Genomic DNA, 21,062 nt, shown 5'->3' with positions numbered 1-21,062 from the left:
CATGGCGCCAGGAGCCGGCTCGGGGGTCCGGCAGGACCATGGTCGGATGGGTTTGTAGAACCTCAACCAAGCTTGAGCTCAAGCGATTTTTTGGACATGTTCGTGGATGCCCGCATCCCTGGCCGGCCGGCATCGCCGGCCAATCAGTTCTCCGTGCTGCGCAGCTGGAACTGGCTGACACCGATGGCGAAATTGATGCCGGTCTGGATCTGCAGGCTGAGCGGCTGCAAGGTGAAGGACTGCGAGGAGCCGCCAACCAGCAGATTGGCCCCGGCGCCGACGGTTGCCGTCACCTCGGCGCTGGCGCCGACATAGTCGCCGGCCAATGCGCCCGGCGCGTAGATGTTCTTCAGCGGCGTCAGCACCAGCCATCGCATCACCGCCTGCTTGGTCGTGCCGATGTCGAGGCCGTATTTGTTGACGGCACCGAAATAAGCTTCCGGCGCGAAAGTCTTGTCGGCAGGGGTGAAGGTGCAGCTCAGATCCTTGCTCGAGCCGAAGATGAAGCCGGTGCCGCCCGATATGGCGCATTCAAGTGTGCCGAGCTCGATGCCCTGGTCCTGTGCCTGGGCCAAGGCGGGGCTGGCAATGGCAACGATGGCAGCAAGGATCATTTTGCGTGTCATGGGCCCCTCGTGCATTCGCTGCAGCCATCTTTGAGGAGCAGATGACACTGCTTCGCGAGCGAAGGATGCCAGGTCAGTGCACGGGGTCCGGTCGGTGATCGTCGGGCTTTGGCCGGCAACCGTCTATGGCGGGATGTATCGTCCACTGGTTCTGAGGCTCCTGCTGGGATGCGACGGTCAATGGCGATCCTGCCGTCTCAACGGCTTCACACCAGCGCGCGGGGCTGCCGTCGGGAACCGGGGATTCGTTCCAGCTGCCGTTCCAGGTGCCGATCTTCTGACAGTGCTTGATGGGATGGATTTCGTTCCAGCCGTCATGTGCCGAATCGTAGACCCACGTTCCCTTGACGAACAGGATGTCCGCGCCGCGGCGCGTCGGATCGTTGACGTGAAGATCGCCGAGATTCTCGTCGAGATCCGTCGGATTGGCTGTGTCGAGCAGGCCGACTATGCCGCCTATGATGACGATGACCGCCGCGATGAGCGACAGGACCGCGCAGGCGATCCAGCCGAAGAAGGGAATGGCGCAAGCAACCGCGGCGGCCGTGGCGACTGGAATTGCCGCAAGGCAGGCTATCATGAGGTCGTAGACGCCGGCGCCTTCGAACTCGCAATGCAGCACCGCGGTCGGGTCGTCATTGGCCCATTGGCGCGCTTCCTGACCTTTCCAGTCGAGGCCCGCGCCCTGGATCGCAGGCGTGTTGGCGATCAGGCGTCCAAACGGCGCTATCTTTTCGGCCGTTGCCTGGTTGGTGAATTCGACGACATTGCCCGGCACCAGATTGAGACTGTAGTCGGTGTCGAACCGGTCCAGTCCCGACTTCTCCTCCGGCGGATCGACCTTGAGCAGCCAGCCCACCGCGCATTCGTCGCCACCGAGACAGATCAGCCGGTCGTACAGCCACCAGCGGCAATAGGCCAATATGGCCGCAAGCGCCACCAGCATGGCGGCCGGTCCGGGAAGGGCGCCCACAAGGATGAGCGGCAAAGCGACCACGGCCGCCGCAATGATCATCTGCCCGTATTGTTTGCCGTGGTGATTTCCGACCGATACGCATTTGGTGTAGTGCCGATAAGCCATGGCGACCCCCTATCGCTCGACATAGAGCGTCACGCCGCCGGCGAGGCCGCGGGCCGAGAAAGCATGAACGTTGATTGCCTTACGGCCGGTGAAACCGGCTGGCGGTTCAATATTGACAGTGACGGGGATTTCCTCACCCGGGGCAAGGTCCGCTTGTGCGGGCTCGAACGTGACAAGCCAGCCGGCGGGCAAAGGATGCGATTGACGGGTGTGGCCGACAGGCACTGCCGCGATGGTGCCGGGGAAGGTGCGCAAGGGCCGGCGACGCGGCCTCGGGCGAGGCCGCGGCTCACAGACCGGCAATTCAGGAAGGGAATAGGCATCGGCCTCGAGACGAAATCCCATCCTCTCCCGCTCGCCATTGCGCAGGCGAAATTCAAATCTTGCGGGCGAATGGGCGACACCGACGGTGGTGTTGTCCTGGCCTAGGTTGTTGTTCGGGTTCGCATCGTCGAGCCAGTCGAGCAGGACCTGGATGCAATAGTGACCAGGCGCTGCCGGAGTTCGCCATTTGACCGACGCGAAAGCCGGATGGTTGGCCCCGCCCTTGACGCCGAGATCGGTCCTGGTCTCATCGATCCAATGCGACACCGTGCCGATGCCGAAACTCAGATAGGAGAATTCCACCGGCAGATCGACGACCGGGGCCTCGGTCGAGTTGTTCCAGATACGGGCGACGATTTCATATTCGGTGTCGGGCGCCAGCATATGTGGTGCGACAGGATTGCCACCGCTTCGGATCTCGATGTCGAGGTTGTCCCATGTGACGGCGAGGCCCTGGCCCATCAAATAATACTGCGCGTAGATCAGGGGATCCGGGCGTTTATAGGCGGGGTCGCTGATCTTGACGCAACGTTGCGGCCCGCTTCGGTCCAACCGATCGGGGAGCTTCATTCTTTCGCAGAGCAATCTGGCGAGGGCGCAGATCCGAGCAGCGATCTGGCGCAGGTTCGATGGCCACTCGGTGAACGCGTCGGCGAGCGCGTTCAGGAAATCCAGTACTTTGGGGAGCGGGTTCATGGCCAGTCCGCGGCCATTTCGTCAACGTCGCTGTCGACGCATGAAAAACCAGACAGCGGCAATCAAGAATGGTGCGAGTATCAGAAGAAGTTCGAAGGATCCCGACCCGCCATCGGGCGAAAATCCGAATAACTGCTCGATGAAATCCATCACGGCCTCCGGCAGCTGCAACAAAATTGCATTCGACGATGTCTTTACATCTGCCGGAGCTCGCGCGCATTTTCGCGCAGAGCCAGCAACATTTCCGGTTGGTAGCACAGAACGAGCAAGTCTTCCATCGGCAATAATTTCGATCTGCTAGCTTGGCCTGGTCACAGCAGTTCGCAAATGCAAAGCGCGCGGCGGAACCAAGTCCACCGCGCGCTATTTTGATCATCGCGCGGTTGCCGTCCGTGCCGAGAAGATCAACGTGCCGTTACTTGAGAGAGTGGATCAGCTCAAGCGAGGTCACGGCAACGGCCAGGTTGACGCCGGTCTGTGCCTGGACGCTGAGCGGCTCCAGCATGAAGGCGCTGTCGAAGCCGCCGACCAGCAGATTGGCGCCGCCGCCGGTCACGACGCTCGCCTCGGCATTGACGCCGTAGTAGCTGCCGGCAAGGTCACCCGCGTCGCGGTCACGGGTCGCCGCCAGTACGGCCCATACCAACTGGCCCTGGTGCGTCTGGCCGACGTCGACGCCGAGCTTGGAGATGACCCCGGTGTAAATTTCCGGCGCCCCGTGATGGGAAGGACGGAAGACACAGGACACGCCCTTGTTGGATGTCACGATGTAGCCGGTGCCGCCGTCGATGGTGCAGTCGAGCGTGCCGAGCTGCAATCTGCCGGCGCTTGCCGGTGCAACAGCGAACATGGTCGTGGCGAGCGCAGCGGCGCAGACGAGTTTCTTGGTCATGGGAGGTCCTTTCGCAAAACGCTTCAAAGTAACGGCTGGGTGGCCAGACCGTTCCGCTGAAACCTTGGCGCGAACAAGGCAGGCGATCACGGCTTGCAGCGGGGTCAGCGCGCGGTTGCCGGATTGATGGCGATCTGCGGCGATACGTGTCCTTTCGGACACGCATCCGACGCGTGTGGGCTTGGCCGGCCTTGCCTGATCTCAGCTGACGCGGGCGAGGCCATCCTTGGCCGGCTGGTAGGTGGGATCGAGCCGAACGGCTTCGCGGTAGGACTTGGCCGCCTTGGCCTTGTCGCCGCGCCGCTCGTAGATCAGCGCCTGGTTGGACCAGGCTTCGGCGTTCTTGCCGTCGAGCTTGATGGCCATGTTGAAATCGGAAAAGGCATTGTCCTCGTCATTGGTGGCGAGGTAGGAAAGGCCGCGGCCATTATACGGCTCGGCGGCGTCCGGGGCCAGCGAGATGGCGGTCGAGAAATCCTCGATGGCGAATTTGTGCTGGCCCTGGCTCTGATAGATCAGGCCCCGATTGTGATAGGCGCGGGCATCGGTCGTGTCGAGCTGGATCGCCTTCTGGAAGTCGTTGAAGGCTTCCTGGGTGCGGCCGGCCTTGCGGTAGAGATTGCCACGGCCGATATAGGCGGCATCGTAGTTGCCATTGATCTGGATCGAGCGGTTGTAGTCCGCCAGCGCTGCTTCCTGATTGCCGAGGAAGCGCTGGATGAGCGCACGGTTCGAATAGGCCTGGTAGAAATTCGGGTTAAGCTGGATGGCCTGGTTGAAATCCTTGAGCGCCGCCTGGTATTGGCCGCCCCGGCCATAGGCCGAGCCGCGCACATTGTAGCCTTCAGGATCCTGCGGATTGCGCTGAATCACCGCCGACAGCGAGGAGATATTCTCGCTCGACCCTTGCGCCTTGTCGATGTTGTTGAACTCGCCGGTCGGGCCTGAGGTCTGGCAGCCGGCAAGCATCAATCCGGAAAGCAGGGCTGTCGCCAGGGCAAAGCCACGAAATGTGGTTTTGCTCTCCACGCTGATTGCGTTCATGTCTGCCCTGTCCTCACTTGCCGCGTCATTCAGGTCCGGATCCCCCCTCCGGGCCGGGTCACATCAAAATAAAAAGGTGGCGGCGATTCCGCATCGCGCCACCCCTGGTATCCTTCGAAAAGGACGAAATATTGGCGTTAATCAGCGCGGCGGACGCGCTGCGCCGGCGGCACCGCCAGCAGCCACCGGACGCGGCGTCATCGGCAGCAGACCTTCGCGCTGTGCACGCTTGCGGGCCAGCTTGCGGGCTCGGCGCACGGCTTCGGCCTTTTCACGGGCGCGCTTCTCGGAAGGCTTCTCGTAGTGACCGCGCATCTTCATTTCGCGGAAGATGCCTTCGCGCTGCATCTTCTTCTTGAGAGCGCGAAGCGCCTGATCAACATTGTTGTCGCGGACGAGTACCTGCACGGGCAATCCTGTCTTTCGGGTTTGATATCAACAGGCAAGCGGCCATAGCCACTAGCCTCCGCGGCGATTTACACCACGAATTGTGGCGGCTGATAGCAGAATCACGCCGCGCTGTCCACAGCCGAAATGAAGGGAGGCGGCCAAATCGCCCAGCGGGCGCTCGCAAGGTAGGCAGCCAACTACGCGGTGGCCAGATGCAACCGCTCAAAATCCTCGAAGAATTCGCCATAGTCGCAGGTTATCTCTTCGCCCGCCGCTATGTCGCGGGTCGCAGTTGCCCCGCCATATTGCGAAAAGTCCGTGTTCGGCGTCGCCGAATGGTTCATGAAGCGGCCATTGTCGACCTCATAGACCACGAAGCCGGGCCGGTCGGGACTGGGATAGGCGTAGCGGTCGAGCAGTTCCCTGAGATGCGAGGGTGCCGCCTGGTATTTTTCCAGCGGGATCAGCCGGTCGAAATCCGGGTCGAGCCGCCAGATCGAGGCGCCTTTCCTGATTGGCTCGGCGGCGAACACGCCGACGCCCTCGATTGCGCTTTGGGCGACATAGGTTTTGATCAGCAGCATGGTTCCGGCCCGTTTCCAAGGAGAGAACGGAATCGTCAATTCGAGCCCAAATGCAAGCCCGGATTGCGACATCGCGGCCCGCGTTGATCCGCATGCCGGCGCCGAAACCGTTCACGTCCGGTTGATCGACACGCCGCCGTCGGCGAACAGCGCCGTTCCGGTGGTGAAGCTCGACGCGTCGGAGGCAAGATAAAGCGCCGAGCGGGCGATCTCTTCCGGCCGGGCCATCCGCTTCAGGGCATGGATGCCTTCGACGAACGTGCGGGCCTCGGGCGTGGTTGTGGTCGCGCCGGGCGTGTCTGTGCCGCCTGGCAGCAGTGCGTTGACGCGCAACCCCTTCGGCCCGTACTCGGCGGCCAGCACTTGCGTCAGGCCGATCAGGCCGGCCTTGGCCGCGGCGTAGGCCGCCATGCCTGGCATGCCGACGGTATAGCCAACGAAGCTGGAGGTGAAGACCAGCGATCCGCCGCCACGCTCCAGCATCGCCGGTATCTGATGCCTGGCGGCCAGATAGGCGCTGGTCAGATTGGTATCCATCGTGTCATGCCACGACGCCGGCGGCAGGTCCGGCAGCGGCGCCATCATGCCGACAGCGCCGGCATTGTTGAATGCAATGTCGAGACCACCGAAGCTACCGGTCGCGAGATCGACCAGCGCCTTCGCATAGGCTTCGTCCCTGACGTCGCCGGCAAGAGCGATCGCAGTGCCGCCGGTTTCCACGATCTCCTCGACAAGCCTATCGAGCTCGGCCTGGCGGCGCGCGGCGGCGACGACCTTGGCTCCTTCCTCGGCAAAGAGCTTTGCAGTGGCGCGGCCGATGCCGGAACTGGCGCCAGTGACGATGGCGATCTTGTTGGCGAGTGCGAGCATGTTTCTGTCATCCTTCCGCTAAGCCGGCCTTGCCGGCGGTCGGATGCGTCGTCGCAAATGAGCATGGCCGCAGCCACCCGAAAGCTGCGAACCCGCCGATTTTCCCTGGCCTCGCACGCCGCGGCCGGTTGCGGCGCAAAACGGCAAGAGCCGTCGCAAACAGCGCAAGGGTGGCAGCGCTGTTTCGCTAGTGATACACCTCGCGCGCCGGGGGAAATTGCTAGCCCGGCCGCAAATCCGCGAGACTTTGGCGCGAGGCTGGAACGTGAAGAAATACTCTGTATTCGCCATCGCGCGTGAGGCCATGCGCGGCCACAAGGGCTGGGAGGAGCAATGGTCCTCGCCGGAGCCGAGGAAGGAATACGACGTCGTCATCGTGGGCGCCGGCGGCCATGGCTTGGCTACCGCCTACTATCTCGCCACCGTGCACGGCATCACCAATGTCGCGGTGCTGGAGAAGGGCTGGCTCGGTGGCGGCAATACCGGCCGCAACACCACCATCATCCGCTCCAACTATCTCTATGACGAGAGCGCCGGTATCTATGACCATGCGCTGAAATTGTGGGACGGGCTCAGCCAGGAGCTCAATTACAACGTCATGTATTCTGCGCGCGGCGTCATGATGCTGGCGCACAATGTGCACGACATCCAGGTGCTGAAGCGCCATGTCCACGCCAACCGGCTGAACGGCATCGACAATGAATGGCTCACACCCGAGCAGGCGAAGGAATTCTGCCCGCCGCTCAATATTTCCAGGGATGCGCGCTACCCGGTCGTCGGTGCCGCCTTGCAGCGGCGCGGCGGCACGGCGCGCCATGACGCGGTCGCCTGGGGGTATGCGCGCGGCGCCTCGGCGCGGGGCGTGCACATCATCCAGAATTGCGAGGTCACCGGCGTCAAGCGGGCGGCCAATGGCGCGGTGACCGGTGTCGAGACGACGCGCGGCTTCATCGGCGCCAAGAAGGTCGGCGTGGTCGCGGCCGGCCATTCCTCGGTCATCATGAACATGGCCGGCGTGCGAATGCCGCTGGAAAGCTATCCGCTGCAGGCGCTGGTGTCGGAGCCGGTCAAGCCTGTCGTTCCCTGCGTGGTGATGTCGAACACGGTGCATGCCTATATCTCGCAGTCCGACAAGGGCGAACTGGTGATCGGCGCCGGCACCGACCAGTACGTCTCCTACTCGCAGACCGGCGGCCTGCACATATTACAGCATACGCTGGACGCAATCTGCGAGATGTTCCCGATCTTCACGCGCATGAAGATGCTGCGCTCCTGGGGCGGCATCGTCGACGTCACGCCCGACCGCTCGCCGATCCTGGCCAAGACGCCGGTGCCCGGCCTCTACGTCAATTGCGGCTGGGGCACGGGCGGCTTCAAGGCGACACCCGGCTCCGGCCATGTCTTTGCCCACACCATCGCCAGGGACGATCCGCATCCGATCAACGCGCCCTTCACCATCGAGCGGTTCCGCACCGGCCGGTTGATCGACGAGGCGGCGGCGGCGGCGGTGGCGCATTGACGATGACTGAGCTGTAGGAACGAAAACATGCTTCTCATCCGCTGCCCCTATTGCGAGGAAGAGCGTCCGGAACTTGAGTTCCGCAACGCCGGCGAGGCGCATATCGCGCGCTCGGCCAACATGTCAGGCGAGAGCGACGAGGATTTCGAAAAATTCTTCTTCATCCGCTCGAATCCCAAAGGCATCATCTATGAGCGCTGGCGACACATGCATGGCTGTGCGCGCTTCTTCAACGCCGTGCGCGACACCGTCACCGACAAGTTCGTCATGACCTACAAGGCCGGCGAGCCGAAGCCTTCCAAGCTGCCCAAAAACTCCAGCGAAGTGGTTGCCAAATGAGCGGCGCGTTCCGCATACCGAGCGCCGGCCGCCTGAGCCAGGCCAAGACCGCCCGCTTCAGCTTCGACGGCCAGTCCTATACCGGCATCGAGGGCGATACGCTGGCTTCGGCGCTGCTGGCCAACGGCGTGCACCTGGTCGGCCGCTCGTTCAAATATCACCGGCCGCGGGGCGTGCTGTCGGCCGGCGCGGAGGAGCCCAACGCGCTGGTGCAGATCGTGCGCGACGACGCGCGCAAAACGCCGAATGTTCGCGCGACCGTGCAGGAACTCTATGACGGACTCGCCGCCAACTCGCAGAACCGCTGGCCGTCGCTGTCCTTCGACGTCAGCGCGGTCAACGATCTGGCGTCGCCGCTGTTTTCGGCCGGCTTCTACTACAAGACCTTCATGTGGCCGAAGGCGGCCTGGAAGAGCCTCTACGAACCCAAGATCCGGGAAGCCGCCGGGCTTGGCGTGTCCCCCGACAGGCCGGACCCCGACCATTATTCGTCGCGTTACGCTCATTGCGACGTGCTGGTGCTGGGCGGCGGTGCGGCCGGCATCGCGGCTGCATTGGCAGCGGCTGAAACCGGCGTGCGGGTCATTCTGGCCGATGAGCAGGCCGAATTCGGCGGCAGCCTGCGCTTCGAGAGCGGCGCGAAAATCGACGGCCAGGGCGGCTTTGCCTGGGCGCAGGCGGCGATCGCCAGGCTGAAAGGCATGGACAATGTCCGCGTGCTGTCGCGCACGACTGCCTTCGGCTACTACGCACAGAACTTCGTCGGCCTGGTCGAACGGGTCAGCGATCATTTGCAAAATCCCGGCCACGACCTGCCGCGCGAGCGGCTGTGGCAGGTGCGCGCCAGGCGCGTGGTGCTGGCGTCCGGGGCCATCGAGCGCCACATGGTGTTCGCCAACAACGACCGGCCGGGCATCATGCTGGCCTCGGCCGCGCGCACCTATCTCAATCACCATGGCGTCGCGGTCGGAAAAAACGTCGGCGTCTACACCGCCAATGATTCCGCTTACGCGGCGGCGATCGACCTGAAGAAGGCCGGCGTCAACATCGCGGCTATCGTCGATCTGCGCGACAATCCGACAGGGCCGGTGATCGATGAAGCAAGGATGCTCGGCATCGAGATCAATTTCGGCCGCGCGGTGATCCGCGCCGGAGGCAAGCTGCGCGTCTCGTCGATGACGGTGCAGCCGAAGAATGGTGGCGGCGAGCGCACCATTGCGGTCGATGCGATCCTGATGTCGGCCGGCTGGACGCCGTCGGTGCACCTGTTCTCGCAGTCGCGCGGCAAGGTCGCCTTCAACGACGAAACCAAGCGCTTCGTGCCCGGCACCTACGCGCAGGACTGCGTCTCTGTCGGCGCCTGCAACGGCACGGACGGCCTGTCGGCGACCCTCGACGAGGCCTATGCGGCAGGGGCCAAGGCGGCAAGGGACGCCGGCGCAAAGACTGCCAAGGGTACAAGGCCAAAAGTCGACGCCTCGGAAAGCTGGTCGCGTGGCATGCTGGGCGCCGCCCCCGGCGCCGGTCCGGATACGACGGTGAAGGCCTTCGTCGATTTCCAGAACGACGTCACCGCCAAGGACATCCGCCAGGCGGTGCATGAGGGCATGCGCTCGATCGAGCACGTCAAGCGCTTCACCACCAACGGCATGGCGACCGACCAGGGCAAGACCTCGAACATGCACGGCCTGGCGATTGCCGCCGAGACGCTTGGCAAGCCAATCCCCGAGGTGGGCCTCACCACGTTCCGCGCCCCCTATACGCCGGTGACCTTCGGCGCCATCGTCAGCCATGCGCGCGGTCCGCTGTTCGATCCGACGCGCAAGACGGCGATCCATCCCTGGGCTGAAGCCCAAGGCGCCGTGTTCGAGGATGTCGGGCAGTGGAAGCGCGCCTGGTATTTCCCCAGGGGTGGCGAGGACATGCATGCGGCGGTCGACCGCGAGTGCGTCGCGGTTCGAAACACGGCTGGCCTGTTCGACGCCTCGACGCTCGGCAAGATCGAGGTGGTCGGTCCCGATGCGGCCAAGTTCATGGAACTGCTCTACACCAATCCGTGGGAAAAGCTGGAGCCCGGCCGCTGCCGCTACGGCATCATGCTGCGCGAGGATGGCTTCATCTATGATGACGGCGTCGTCGGCAGGCTGGCGCCCGACCGGTTCCATGTGACGACGACGACCGGCGGCGCGCCGCGCGTCATGAACCACATGGAGGACTATCTCCAGACCGAGTTCCCGCATCTCAATGTCTGGCTGACCTCGATCACCGAGCAATGGGCTGTCATCGCCGTGCAGGGGCCGAAGTCTCGCGACATCATCGCGCCGCTGGTCGAAGGCATCGACATGTCGGATGAGGCCCTCCCGCACATGTCGGTGCGCGAGGGCAAGATCTGCGGCGTGCCGACAAGGCTGTTCCGCATGTCGTTCACCGGCGAGCGCGGCTTCGAGGTCAATGTGCCGGCCGATTACGGCCAGGCCGTCTGGGAAGCGCTGTGGGTCGAGGGCCAGAAGCATGGCGCCACCGCCTACGGCACCGAGGCGATGCACGTGCTGCGCGCCGAGAAGGGCTACATCATCGTCGGCCAGGACACCGACGGCACGGTGACGCCCAATGATGCCGGCCTCGACTGGGCCGTCGGCAAGAAGAAGGCCGATTTCGTCGGCATTCGCGGCCTGACGCGGCGGGACCTGGTCGCCAAGGGCCGCAAGCAACTGGTCGGCCTCAAGACCAAGGATCCCAAGGTGGTGCTGGAGGAAGGCGCGCAGATCGTGGAGGATCCCAGGCAGGCGATCCCGATGAAGATGATCGGCCATGTCACGTCGAGCTATTGGTCGCAGAATTGCGGCCGCTCGATCGCTCTGGCGCTGGTCGCCGGCGGTCGCGCACGCACGGGCGACACGCTCTACGTGCCGATGCCTGGCGGGACGATCGAAGTGGAGGTTTCCGACATGGTGTTCTTCGACGAAACGGGAGGCCGCCTCAATGGCTAAGGCGGTCGCGAAAAAGACGGCTTCGGCCGCATCGCCGGCGGCCGAGCGCCGTCCGGCGCTGGCCGGGCGCGCTATCTCCGCCGCCGGCGTCAAGGTAGAGGTGCTGCCGCCGGCCGAACGGATCTCGCTGCGCGCTCCGGAGGCGTCGCTTGCCGCCCTGTCGAAGGCGCTCGGCGTGACCTTGCCGAAAAAGCCGAAGACGTCCGTGTCGAAGGGCGGGCGCACCGCGCTGTGGCTTGGGCCGGATGAATGGATGATCATCGACGAGGCCGGCAAAGACCCGCTCGCCGACTGTGCAAAGATTTCCGCCTTGCATTCCGCTGTCGGCATCTCGCATCGCAACGTTGCGATATCGGTCGCCGGTCCGGCCGCGGCCGCGGCAATCAATTCGGGCTGCCCGCAGGATCTGTCGCTCGAAGCCTTCCCGGTGGGTGCCGCCTCGCGTACCATTCTCGGCAAGGCCGAGATTGTTCTGCTGCGCACGGCGCAAGACGCTTTCCGGGTCGAGTGCTGGCGTTCCTTCTCGGATTATGTCTTTACTTTCCTCTCCGAGGGAGCACGCGACGCGGCGGCCTGATCCCGGAACGTTTGCCGCCCGCGCCCGTTTGCGGCAACAGGTCGAGGGAGAATGCCGATGCCATCGAAGTCCACGCCGAAGTCGCCCGGGAAAAGCTCGGCCGTGCGCTCCCTGGAGCATGAGCGGCATCACGGGGCCGACGCCGAAGAGGAACTCGAGGAAGGCCTCGAGGATACGTTCCCGGCCAGCGATCCTGTGTCGATCACGGGGACGGCTATCCCCGGCGCCCCCGCAAGGCCGGGCAAAGCCAAGACCGTTCCCGGACGCAAACCGCGCTGATTTCCCCAGTTTCGGTTGAGGAGCCATCTTTCCAAGACGGCGCCAAGTGGGATATTCAAAGCGCTTTGGGAGATCGTAAAATGCCGGTAAAAGCCGTCGTCTGGGGCGAGAATGTCCACGAGCAGACCAATGCCGCCGTGCGCGGCCTTTATCCATTGGGCATGCATGGGACCATTGCAGCCGCGCTCAACCAGGATAAGGGCATCGAGGCGACCACCGCTACCTTGCAGGAGCCGGAGCACGGCTTGAGCGAAAGCCGGCTGGCTGCCACCCATGTCCTGCTCTGGTGGGGCCATGCCGCCCATGGCGAGGTCAAGGACGAGATCGTCGAGCGCGTGCAGAAACGGGTCTGGGAAGGCATGGGTCTGATCGTGCTCCATTCCGGACACTATTCGAAGATCTTCAAGCGGCTGATGGGCACGCCTTGTTCGCTGAAATGGCGCGAAGCGGGCGAGCGCGAGCGCGTCTGGGCCATCAACCGCGGCCATCCGATCGCGCAAGGTATCGGCGAGTGCCTGGAGATCGGCGAGACGGAGATGTATGGCGAGCCCTTCGCGGTGCCGGAGCCGCTGGAGACAGTGTTCGTCTCCTGGTACGAAGGCGGCGAAGTCTTCCGGTCGGGGCTGACCTATCAGCGCGGCGCCGGACGGATCTTCTATTTCTCGCCCGGCCACGAGACCTACCCGATCTACCACAATGAAGGCGTGCAGCAGGTGCTGCGCAACGCCGTGCATTGGGCGCACAATCCCGCACCCGCATGGTCCGGCATCATCAATGCGCCGAACGTGCCGACAGACCAGGCCAAGGAGAAGATCGTCCAGAAGGGCCTGCGCCTGCATGCCGACGGCGACAAGGGCCTGAGTTAGGCGTGAGTTGAAGATGCACCGCCTCCTTCTGCTCGGCACCGGTGGCATTGCCGGACATCACGTCGAGGAGTTCGCCAGGATTCCAGGATGCACAATCGTCGCCTGCGTCGACCAGGTGCCGGGCCGCGGTGCGATGTTCGCCGCCGCCAACAAGATCAGCCAGTCTTTCGAGAGCCTGGAAGCGGCGATCGGCTGGGGTGCGTTCGATGCGGCCATCAATGCGACGCCGGATGGCGTGCACAAGGCCACGACGCTGGCGCTGCTTGCCCAGGGGAAACACGTCTTTTGCGAAAAGCCGCTGGCGCCGAACCATGCCGACGCGCTTGCAATGACGGAAGCGGCCGAGGCGGCCGGGGTCGTCAACATGGTCAACCTGACCTACCGCAACTCGGCGGCGATCGAGGAAGCGCGACGCATGGTGCAGGCCGGCGAGATCGGCGCATTGCGCCATGTCGAGGCGAGCTACAAACAGAGCTGGCTGGTCAGCAAGTCATGGGGCGACTGGCGCATCGAAGACAAATGGCTGTGGCGCCTGTCCAACCGGCACGGCTCGACGGGCGTGCTCGGCGATGTCGGTATCCACATTCTGGATTTCGCAAGCTATGGCGCCGACCAGGACATCGCCACCCTGCACGCCGACCTGGTGACGTTTCCCAAGGCCGAAGGCGATCGGATCGGCGATTATGTGCTTGATGCCAACGACAGTATCGCAATGACGGCGCGGTTCAAATGCGGGGCGCTCGCGACGATCGTCGCCAGCCGCTACATGACCGGCCACGCCAACGACCTGTCGCTGGCCATGCATGGCACCAAGGGCGCCATCAAGGTCAAAACAGACGGCAAGGTTTCGCGCCTGTCGGCCTGCCTGGGCGAGGACATCGACCAGCAACGTTGGCGGACACTGGCGCTGCCGGATGTGAAGCGCAACGCGCTGCGTTTCGCCGAAGCGCTCGATAGGGGAAGGAACGGCGATCCATCCTTCCGTCGCGCCGCCGACATGCAGAGGCTGATCGACGCGGCCTTCGAGAGTTCGTCGTCCAGACTGCCGGTCACGATCGCCTGAATCACATCTGGCCGGCTGCACCGGCCAGGCGTGTGTTGCCGCTATCAGAACGCGCTCGGCACGATCCAGGGATTGATGCTGATGCCGAGGCGCGGGCCCTTGCCTTCAGCGGTGGTTTCCGTGACGCCCTTTTTCTCGAGCGAGCCGGTCGATGCGCAATCGAGCTTCACATTGGCCTTGGTGTCGACGCAGGTCGCGGCGGGCACGTGCTTGACCGGGTGTGTCGTGTTGGCGGCAAGGGCCGAGCCCGAAAGTGCCAGCACGGCAGCGAGGGTGAGGAGGGTCTTTTTCATTGTCCGTCTCCGGGTTCGATGGGTGAATTTGTTCTCGTACGTGTACGGTATTCCGTACAAATACGCCCACCGATCGCGGAGTTCAAGCCAGAATCGTACACGTACGGAAATTTTTGTTAACCAAGAAAATCCGCCCCGCTTGGCACGTTAAACGCGGAGCGTCGATGAAGCGTGGATACGCAAGGAGATATCGTTCAGCAGTTGACCGGTGTCTCGGTCAGCGGGGGCACGTTCTGCGTGCTGAGCGTGGCAAGGGTGAAATCGCACATCCGTTTCACGAAAGCCTGCGGATCACCGAAGGGGTAGAAGGGGAAGGTGATCAGCAGCGAGATGGTGCCGTGGCCGACCGCCCACAGCATGGTAGCAATGGCGCGCGGATCACCCTGCAACTTCCCCGCGGCGACGCAGGCCTCGACCCTGCTGATCAGCACCTTCATCGCCGGGTTGCTTTCTTCCATGTCCTCGTAGCTCCGGCCTGCCGGCAGCTTGGTCTTTTCGGTCATGAAGACGGTGCGGTATTCATTGGGATTGCCAAGCCCGAATGCGGCGTATTCCGTCATCACTGCTTGCAGCGCCTCGATCGGATCGTCGGAAGGATGCTCCTCGATGCGCCGGGCAAGCGTCTCGAACGCATCCTCGGCCAGCGCGAACAATATGTCCTGCTTGTCGGCGAAATAGGAATAGACCGACATCGGCGCGTAGCCGACGCGCTTGGCCAGCTTGCGGATGGTCAGGCCCTCATAGCCTTCCTCCTGCACGAGCTTGTGCGCGGCCTCCACAAGTTCGGAACGCTGTTCGGCCTTTTGTTTCTCGCGGCGTGTCTGGGCGCTCACCGGCAATATCGCCTGCCTCTGCTGGTTGGGTGGCCAACTGAATTATATACGCTGTACGGAAACGGACAAGGGCGTCGCTGGTTCCCGTCGCAGGTTCCCAGGCGGCAGGCGTCAGATGGCGCCGACGCCGCCGTCGACGGCCAATGTGTGGCCGGTCATGAAGGAGTTGGCGGGGTCGGCGGCGAACAGGATCACCGTGGTGATCTCATCCACTTCGGCCACCCTCCTCATCGGCACGCCGCGCGTCAGTTCGGCCAGGGCGTCGGCTTCCGGAGCGCCGGAGACGCGCACGAAACTGTCGACCATCGCCGTTCTCGTGTGCGCCGGACAGACCGCGTTGATGCGCAGGCCCTTGCTGGCGTATTCAATTGCCGCCGACCGGGTCAGCCCGACCACACCGTGCTTGGCGGCGGCATAGATCGAAAGCTTCGGCGCGCCACCCAGTCCGGCGGCGGAGGCGATGTTGACGATGGCGCCGCCCTTGCCGTCCGCCTTGAACTGCCGCTCCATCTGCGGGATCTGGTGCTTCATGGCATAGAAGACGCCGAGCAGATCGATTTCGATCACCCGGCGCGCCTCCTCCGAGGCGACCTGCGGCAAACGCACGAAACTCTGCACGATGCCGGCATTGTTGACTGCGACATCCAGCCGGCCGAATCTTTCGACCGCCAGAGCCACCAGCGCCTGCGACAGCGCCTCGTCGGCGATGTTGCCGGCCAGGACCGCCGTCTCGGCATCGAGCGTTTCGGCAAAGCTCCTCAAGGTTGGTTCATCGAGGTCGGAGAGGACCAGCCGCGCGCCTTCGGCGGCAAAAGCTTTGGCCGCGCCGCGGCCAAGCCCGCCCGCGGCACCCGTGATCAACACCGTTTTTCCGTCGAAGCGGCCCATCGATTATTTCTCGTCGATCAGTTTCGGTCGATCAGTTTCGCGGCGAGGTGCGAAAGCAGTTTCACCGCCTCGCCATAGGTCCTGGCCTTTTCCGGGTTCGAGGCATTGCCGTCCAGCGCGCGCTTGTAGACGCCCTGGCAGATCGCGGCCAGCCGGAAGAAGGAGAAGGCGAGGAAGAACGTCCAGTCGCCGATGCCGGTGAGCCCGCGCCGCCGGCAATAGGTGGCGACATAGTCCTCTTCCGAAGGCAGTCCGAGCGCGGCGCGGTCGATACCGCCCAGGCCGCGAAAGCCCGAGCTATGCGGCAGGCGCCATTGCATGCACTGGTAGGCGATATCGGCAAATGGATGGCCTGATGTGGACAGTTCCCAGTCGAGCACCGCCATCACCTTCGGCCGGTCCGGCGCGAATATCAGGTTGTCCAGCCGATAGTCGCCATGCACCAGCGAGACACGGCCATCGTCGGCGGGCATGTGCGTCTCCAGCCAGTCGATCAGCCGGTCCATGTCGGCAATGGCACCGGTCTCCGAGGCGCGGTACTGGCTGGTCCAGCGCGCCAGCTGGCGCTCGAAATAATTGCCCGGCCGGCCGAAGTCGCCGAGACCCACGGCCTCGATATCGACGTCGTGCAGGGCGGCAAGCGTGGCGTTCATGGCATCGTAAATGGCCGCGCGCTCGCCATTGTCGCGCGCTTCCGGCAGTGCCGGATTCCAGAAGATGCGGCCGTCGATGAAATCCATGATGTAGAACATGCGGCCGATCGGCGAGTTCTCGGCCGAGAGATGCAGCATCCGCGGCACCGGCACGGCGGTGCCCGAAAGGGCGCTCATTACCCTGAATTCACGGTCGACCTGATGTGCGGATTTCAGCAACTGCCCCGGCGGCTTGGCGCGCAGCACGTAGCGGCCGCTGGCCGCCGTCAGCAGATAGGTCGGGTTGGATTGGCCGGATTTGAATTTTTCGACGGAGGAAAGTCCGGCAAAACCGGGGATCCGCGCCTCGAGATAGGGCGAAAGCGCTGCCTGGTCGAGCGCGTTCGGGTCGCTCATGCGGTCTCTGGCTGGCGTTCGATCAGGGTCAGCGTCAGCCAGCGGGCGGTGAGCGCCGGTTTCTTCGAGCCCTCGATCTCGATCGTCACGTCATGGGCCGTCTGCACCCAGCCCGAGGGTCTGACCTTGACGTCGGCCAGCACGAAACGGGTGCGGATGCGCGCGCCGGTCTTCACCGGCGCCAGGAAGCGCAGCGAATCGAAGCCGTGGTTGACGCCCATCTTGCCGTTTTCCAGCGGCGGCATGGTCTCGAAGGTCATTGCCGACAACAGCGACAGCGACAGGAAGCCATGCGCGATGGTGCCGCCGAACGGCGTCTCGCGCTTGGCCCGCTCCGGATCGCAATGAATGAACTGGTGGTCGTCGGTGGCGTCTGCGAACTGGTCGATCATGCGCTGCGTGACCACCCGCCATGGCGAGACGCCCACCTCCTTGCCGACGCTGGCCAGAAGCACATCGAGACTGATCGGTTCCACGCGGATGTCCTCCAGTTTCATCCCCGGCTTCCCCGGCCGGACATGTCATTCCTTGAACAGGGTCAGCCCATGCTGCACCGACTGTCCGCCGTCAATCGGCAGGATGGCGCCGGTGACATAGCTGCCTGCACGGCTGCACAAATAGAGCGTTGCGCCGGCAATGTCATCCGGGGCGCCGATACGGCCGATCGGAACGTGGCTGCCGACATACCTGGCCTGTTCCTCAGTGGCGGTGGCAAACGCCGTCATCCGGCTCTGGAAGGGCCCAGGGGCAAAGGCGTTGACGGTGATGCGGCGGCCGGCGAATTCCAGCGCCAGGGTGCGCGTCAGGTGATGAACGGCCGCTTTGGAGGCGGTGTAGGAGTAGGCGTCGTCGGCCAGCGGCTGCGTGCCCATCACGGAGCCCAGATTGATCACCCGGGCTGGATCCTCGTCGCTGGCGGCGGCTTCGAGCAGCGGCAGCAGTTCGCGGGTCAGGTGGAAGACGGCGGTGACGTTGACGCCGAACACCTTGGCCCAGGCATGATAGGGGAAGCTCTCCAGCGGCGCTCCCCAGGACACGCCGGCATTGTTGACCAGGATATGCAGCCGTTCGGCCCGCGTCTTGACCTCGCCGACCAAGGCGGCAATGCCGGCCTCGCTGGAAACGTCTCCGGCAAAGCCTTCCGCCCGGCCCGGCGCGCCAAACCCGTTCAATTCCTCGGCGACCTTGATGCAGTCCTCGCCCTTGCGCGAGGCGATCATCACCGTTGCGCCGGCCTTGACGAGGCCCGTCGCCGCCATGCGGCCGATGCCGGTCGCCGCGCCCGTGACCAGCGCGGTCTTGCCGGCCACCGAAAAAAGATCGTCGAGATAGCTCATCGAACTCCTGCGCCTTTCATCGGCGGATCGGGGAAAGCGTTCGCGTTGACAAGGCTATCCGAAGTACGGTCATCCTTGCCACTGACAAAATGCCCGGCCTGAACGAAGGGTTAGCAACCGATGACGGAGATGAATCTCGGCATGACGGAGCGGCTGAGGCCGATCCACGCGCGCGTCGCGGCCATGGTGCGCGACGAGATCATGCCGCTCGACAAGGAATTCCTCGGCGAAGTCGGCAAGGCGGGCGACCGCTGGACATACACGCGGCGCCAGACCGAGATCCTCGAAGGGCTGAAGACGACCGCAAGAGAGCGCGGCCTTTGGAATTTCTGGCTGACCGGCTCGGAACGCGGCTACGGTCTTTCCACCGTCGAATACGCCTATCTGGCCGAGGAGATGGGCAAGGCGCATCTCGGCGCCGAGACCTTCAACTGCTCGGCGCCCGACACCGGCAACATGGAGGTGCTGGAGCGCTACGGCTCGGCGGAGCACAAGAACGCCTGGCTGGAGCCGCTTCTCGACGGAAAGATCCGCTCGGCCTATCTGATGACCGAGCCGGACGTAGCCTCGTCGGATGCCACCAACATTTCGATGCGCTGCGAACGGCGCGGCGACGGCTATGTGCTGAACGGCGAGAAATGGTGGGCCTCTGGTGCCGGCGATCCCCGCTGCGCCATCTATATCGTCATGGTGAAGACCTCCGATGGAGAGCCGAAGCACAGGCGGCATTCGATGATCCTCGTGCCGGCGGACACCAAGGGTGTCAGCAAGCTGCGTCCAATGCAGGTCTACGGCGACGACGACGCGCCGCACGGCCACATGCATCTTCGCTTCGACAATGTGCTGGTGCCGGCGTCGAACCTGATCCTCGGCGAGGGCAGGGGTTTCGAGATCGCGCAAGGCCGCCTCGGCCCCGGCCGCATCCATCACTGCATGCGGGCCATCGGCCAGGCCGAGATGGCGCTGGAGCTGCTGTGCCAGCGTTCGGTCCGCCGTGAAGCGTTCGGCCAGCCACTGGCGAAACTCGGCGCCAATTTCGATATCATCGCCGAGTGCCGGATGGAGATCGAGATGGCCCGCCTGCTCTGCCTCAAGGCGGCGTGGATGATCGACCAGGGCGACGCGCGCGCCGCCGCGCCCTGGATCAGTCAGATCAAGGTGGTCGCGCCACGCATGGCTCTGAAGGTCACCGACGAGGCGGTGCAGATGTTCGGCGCGCAAGGCATCAGCCAGGACACGCCGCTGGCGCGCTCGTGGACGCATCTCAGAACGCTGCGCCTCGCCGACGGGCCGGATGCCGTGCATCGCCGCCAGGTGGCGCGGGCTGAATTGAGGAAATACACGCAGGAAAAGGTTTGAGCCGGCCGGCATCTCATCGTCTTGCGTCGACAACCAAGGAGCAGCCACCAATGGCCATACCCTCCGAAATGAAGGCCCTGCTCCTGGTCGGCGACGGCTACACCAGGGCGCCGAGCGGCAGCGTGCTGGAGGCGATGGAGCCCTATCTCAAGCCAGGCAGTATCGCAGTGCCGGCACCTGGGCCGACGCAAGTGCTGATCAAGGTCAGCCTTGCGTCGATCAATCCGTCCGATGTCGCCTTCATCAAGGGCCAATACGGCCAGCCGCGGCTCAAGGGCCGGCCGGCCGGCTTCGAAGGCGTCGGCGTGGTCGTTGCCGGCGGCGACGAGCCCTATCCCAAGAGCCTCGTCGGCAAGCGCGTTGCCTTCGCCACCGGGCTCTCCAATTGGGGCTCATGGGCCGACTATGCCATTGCCGAAGCCGCCGCCTGCATTCCGCTCCTCGACACCGTGCGCGACGAGGATGGGGCTGCCATGATCGTCAATCCGCTTACCGCGCTCGCCATGTTCGACATCGTCAGCCGAGAAGGCGAAAGGGCCTTCATCATGACCGCCGGCGCCAGCCAGCTCTGCAAGCTGATCATCGGGCTGGCCAGTGAGGAAGGATTCCGGCCTATCGTCACCGTGCGCCGCGACGAGGAGATCGCGCTGCTGAAGGAAATCGGCGCCGCCCATGTGCTCAACGAGAAGTCGCCCGATTTCGAAGCCTCGCTGCGCGAGGTGATAAAGGCCGAACAGCCGCGCATCTTTCTCGATGCGGTGACCGGGCCACTGGCCTCGGCCATCTTTAACGCCATGCCGAAGCGCTCGCGCTGGATCATCTATGGACGGCTCGATCCCGAGGCCACGATCATCCGCGAACCCGGCCAGCTGATTTTCCAGCACAAGCACATAGAGGGCTTCTGGCTGAGCGAATGGATGCGGCAGCATAAGGATCGCCGCGGTCCTGCGATCCTCGAGGCGCAGAAGCGCTTTTCCGACGGGCGCTGGACGACCGACGTGACGGCTGTGGTGCCGCTGGCCGAGGCGATGGCGCGCGTGCCGGCGGAACTGGCCAGGCCCAATGGCAAGGTGTTCATTCGGCCGTAAAGCAGGGGGTGTGCGGTTGAGCTGCATTCCGGTTCATCGAGAGCACAGCTGCTATAACCTTCGAGGGCCGGAAAG

The 21,062-nt window shown here is 64.0% G+C and carries 23 protein-coding genes; 9 read left to right on the top strand and 14 right to left on the bottom strand.

Annotated features, from left to right (window positions below; genetic code table 11):
• Positions 1-143: 143 nt before the first annotated feature.
• The 8 genes from FJ949_RS14175 to FJ949_RS14140 all read right to left on the bottom strand — a co-directional run bounded on the left by FJ949_RS14175 (position 144) and on the right by FJ949_RS14140 (position 6,507).
• Entirely contained in the window at positions 144-626 is a 483-nt protein-coding gene (locus FJ949_RS14175) for a DUF992 domain-containing protein (RefSeq protein WP_140496338.1), read from the bottom strand.
• Positions 627-699: 73 nt separating this feature from the next.
• The gene (locus FJ949_RS14170; protein ID WP_140496337.1) at positions 700-1,707 is read right to left on the bottom strand and encodes a hypothetical protein; all 1,008 of its coding nucleotides are present in this window, start codon (positions 1,705-1,707) and stop codon (positions 700-702) included.
• Between the two features lie 9 nt (positions 1,708-1,716).
• The gene (locus FJ949_RS14165) at positions 1,717-2,727 is read right to left on the bottom strand and encodes a hypothetical protein (protein WP_140496336.1); all 1,011 of its coding nucleotides are present in this window, start codon (positions 2,725-2,727) and stop codon (positions 1,717-1,719) included.
• 415 nt (positions 2,728-3,142) lie between these two features.
• The gene (locus FJ949_RS14160) at positions 3,143-3,619 is read right to left on the bottom strand and encodes a DUF992 domain-containing protein (RefSeq protein WP_140496335.1); all 477 of its coding nucleotides are present in this window, start codon (positions 3,617-3,619) and stop codon (positions 3,143-3,145) included.
• Between the two features lie 201 nt (positions 3,620-3,820).
• Positions 3,821-4,663 carry a tetratricopeptide repeat protein gene (locus FJ949_RS14155; RefSeq protein WP_140496334.1) on the bottom strand — a complete coding sequence of 281 codons (843 nt, stop codon included), beginning with the start codon at positions 4,661-4,663 and terminating at the stop codon, positions 3,821-3,823.
• Positions 4,664-4,804: 141 nt separating this feature from the next.
• Entirely contained in the window at positions 4,805-5,071 is a 267-nt protein-coding gene (rpsU, locus tag FJ949_RS14150; protein ID WP_010911429.1) for a 30S ribosomal protein S21, read from the bottom strand.
• Positions 5,072-5,250: 179 nt separating this feature from the next.
• Complete coding sequence (locus FJ949_RS14145) at positions 5,251-5,637, bottom strand: SET domain-containing protein-lysine N-methyltransferase (RefSeq protein ID WP_140496333.1); 387 nt, start codon at positions 5,635-5,637, stop codon at positions 5,251-5,253.
• A gap of 111 nt (positions 5,638-5,748) precedes the next feature.
• A complete protein-coding gene (locus FJ949_RS14140) occupies positions 5,749-6,507 on the bottom strand; it encodes an SDR family oxidoreductase (protein ID WP_140496332.1) in 759 nt (252 codons plus the stop codon).
• A gap of 265 nt (positions 6,508-6,772) precedes the next feature.
• On the opposite strand from FJ949_RS14140, the gene FJ949_RS14135 reads away from it, so the two are divergent.
• The 7 genes from FJ949_RS14135 (at position 6,773) to FJ949_RS14105 (ending at position 14,140) form a co-directional block, all read left to right on the top strand.
• Entirely contained in the window at positions 6,773-8,026 is a 1,254-nt protein-coding gene (locus FJ949_RS14135; RefSeq protein WP_140496331.1) for a sarcosine oxidase subunit beta, read from the top strand.
• 27 nt (positions 8,027-8,053) lie between these two features.
• Positions 8,054-8,365, top strand: a complete 312-nt coding sequence (locus FJ949_RS14130) for a sarcosine oxidase subunit delta (RefSeq protein ID WP_140496330.1) — start codon at positions 8,054-8,056, stop codon at positions 8,363-8,365.
• The gene (locus FJ949_RS14125) at positions 8,362-11,355 is read left to right on the top strand and encodes a sarcosine oxidase subunit alpha (RefSeq protein ID WP_140496329.1); all 2,994 of its coding nucleotides are present in this window, start codon (positions 8,362-8,364) and stop codon (positions 11,353-11,355) included. Before FJ949_RS14130 ends, FJ949_RS14125 begins: the two co-directional genes overlap by 4 nt.
• Positions 11,348-11,932 carry a sarcosine oxidase subunit gamma gene (locus tag FJ949_RS14120; protein ID WP_140496328.1) on the top strand — a complete coding sequence of 195 codons (585 nt, stop codon included), beginning with the start codon at positions 11,348-11,350 and terminating at the stop codon, positions 11,930-11,932. The genes FJ949_RS14125 and FJ949_RS14120 overlap by 8 nt, the downstream gene beginning before the upstream one ends.
• A gap of 57 nt (positions 11,933-11,989) precedes the next feature.
• A complete protein-coding gene (locus tag FJ949_RS14115; RefSeq protein ID WP_140496327.1) occupies positions 11,990-12,211 on the top strand; it encodes a hypothetical protein in 222 nt (73 codons plus the stop codon).
• A gap of 80 nt (positions 12,212-12,291) precedes the next feature.
• Positions 12,292-13,077 (top strand): ThuA domain-containing protein, encoded by a 786-nt coding sequence (locus FJ949_RS14110; protein WP_140496326.1) that lies wholly within the window; start codon positions 12,292-12,294, stop codon positions 13,075-13,077.
• A gap of 13 nt (positions 13,078-13,090) precedes the next feature.
• Positions 13,091-14,140 carry a Gfo/Idh/MocA family oxidoreductase gene (locus FJ949_RS14105; protein ID WP_140496325.1) on the top strand — a complete coding sequence of 350 codons (1,050 nt, stop codon included), beginning with the start codon at positions 13,091-13,093 and terminating at the stop codon, positions 14,138-14,140.
• A 44-nt stretch (positions 14,141-14,184) separates the two neighbouring features.
• On the opposite strand, the gene FJ949_RS14100 is transcribed toward FJ949_RS14105, so the two are convergent.
• From FJ949_RS14100 to FJ949_RS14075, 6 genes are all read right to left on the bottom strand, one after another.
• Entirely contained in the window at positions 14,185-14,433 is a 249-nt protein-coding gene (locus FJ949_RS14100) for a DUF680 domain-containing protein (protein WP_140496324.1), read from the bottom strand.
• A gap of 194 nt (positions 14,434-14,627) precedes the next feature.
• Positions 14,628-15,272 carry a TetR/AcrR family transcriptional regulator gene (locus FJ949_RS14095; protein ID WP_140496323.1) on the bottom strand — a complete coding sequence of 215 codons (645 nt, stop codon included), beginning with the start codon at positions 15,270-15,272 and terminating at the stop codon, positions 14,628-14,630.
• Between the two features lie 105 nt (positions 15,273-15,377).
• Positions 15,378-16,154, bottom strand: a complete 777-nt coding sequence (locus FJ949_RS14090) for an SDR family oxidoreductase (protein WP_140496322.1) — start codon at positions 16,152-16,154, stop codon at positions 15,378-15,380.
• 17 nt (positions 16,155-16,171) lie between these two features.
• Complete coding sequence (locus FJ949_RS14085) at positions 16,172-17,203, bottom strand: phosphotransferase family protein (protein WP_140496321.1); 1,032 nt, start codon at positions 17,201-17,203, stop codon at positions 16,172-16,174.
• Positions 17,200-17,700, bottom strand: coding sequence for a MaoC family dehydratase (locus FJ949_RS14080; RefSeq protein ID WP_263483366.1), 501 nt, complete (start codon positions 17,698-17,700; stop codon positions 17,200-17,202). Before FJ949_RS14080 ends, FJ949_RS14085 begins: the two co-directional genes overlap by 4 nt.
• Before the next feature lie 24 nt (positions 17,701-17,724).
• Positions 17,725-18,540, bottom strand: coding sequence for an SDR family oxidoreductase (locus tag FJ949_RS14075; RefSeq protein ID WP_140496320.1), 816 nt, complete (start codon positions 18,538-18,540; stop codon positions 17,725-17,727).
• Positions 18,541-18,660: 120 nt separating this feature from the next.
• Between FJ949_RS14075 and FJ949_RS14070 the strand changes: the two genes are divergently transcribed.
• Positions 18,661-19,899, top strand: coding sequence for an acyl-CoA dehydrogenase family protein (locus FJ949_RS14070; protein WP_140496319.1), 1,239 nt, complete (start codon positions 18,661-18,663; stop codon positions 19,897-19,899).
• Between the two features lie 50 nt (positions 19,900-19,949).
• Positions 19,950-20,987: a zinc-binding dehydrogenase gene (locus FJ949_RS14065; RefSeq protein ID WP_140496318.1), complete on the top strand. Its 1,038-nt coding sequence runs from the start codon at positions 19,950-19,952 to the stop codon at positions 20,985-20,987.
• Positions 20,988-21,062 lie beyond the last annotated feature (75 nt).

It is taken from the genome of Mesorhizobium sp. B2-4-1 (assembly GCF_006442185.1).
Taxonomy (GTDB): Bacteria; Pseudomonadota; Alphaproteobacteria; order Rhizobiales; family Rhizobiaceae; genus Mesorhizobium.
This window is presented reverse-complemented; position numbering and strand designations above follow the sequence as displayed.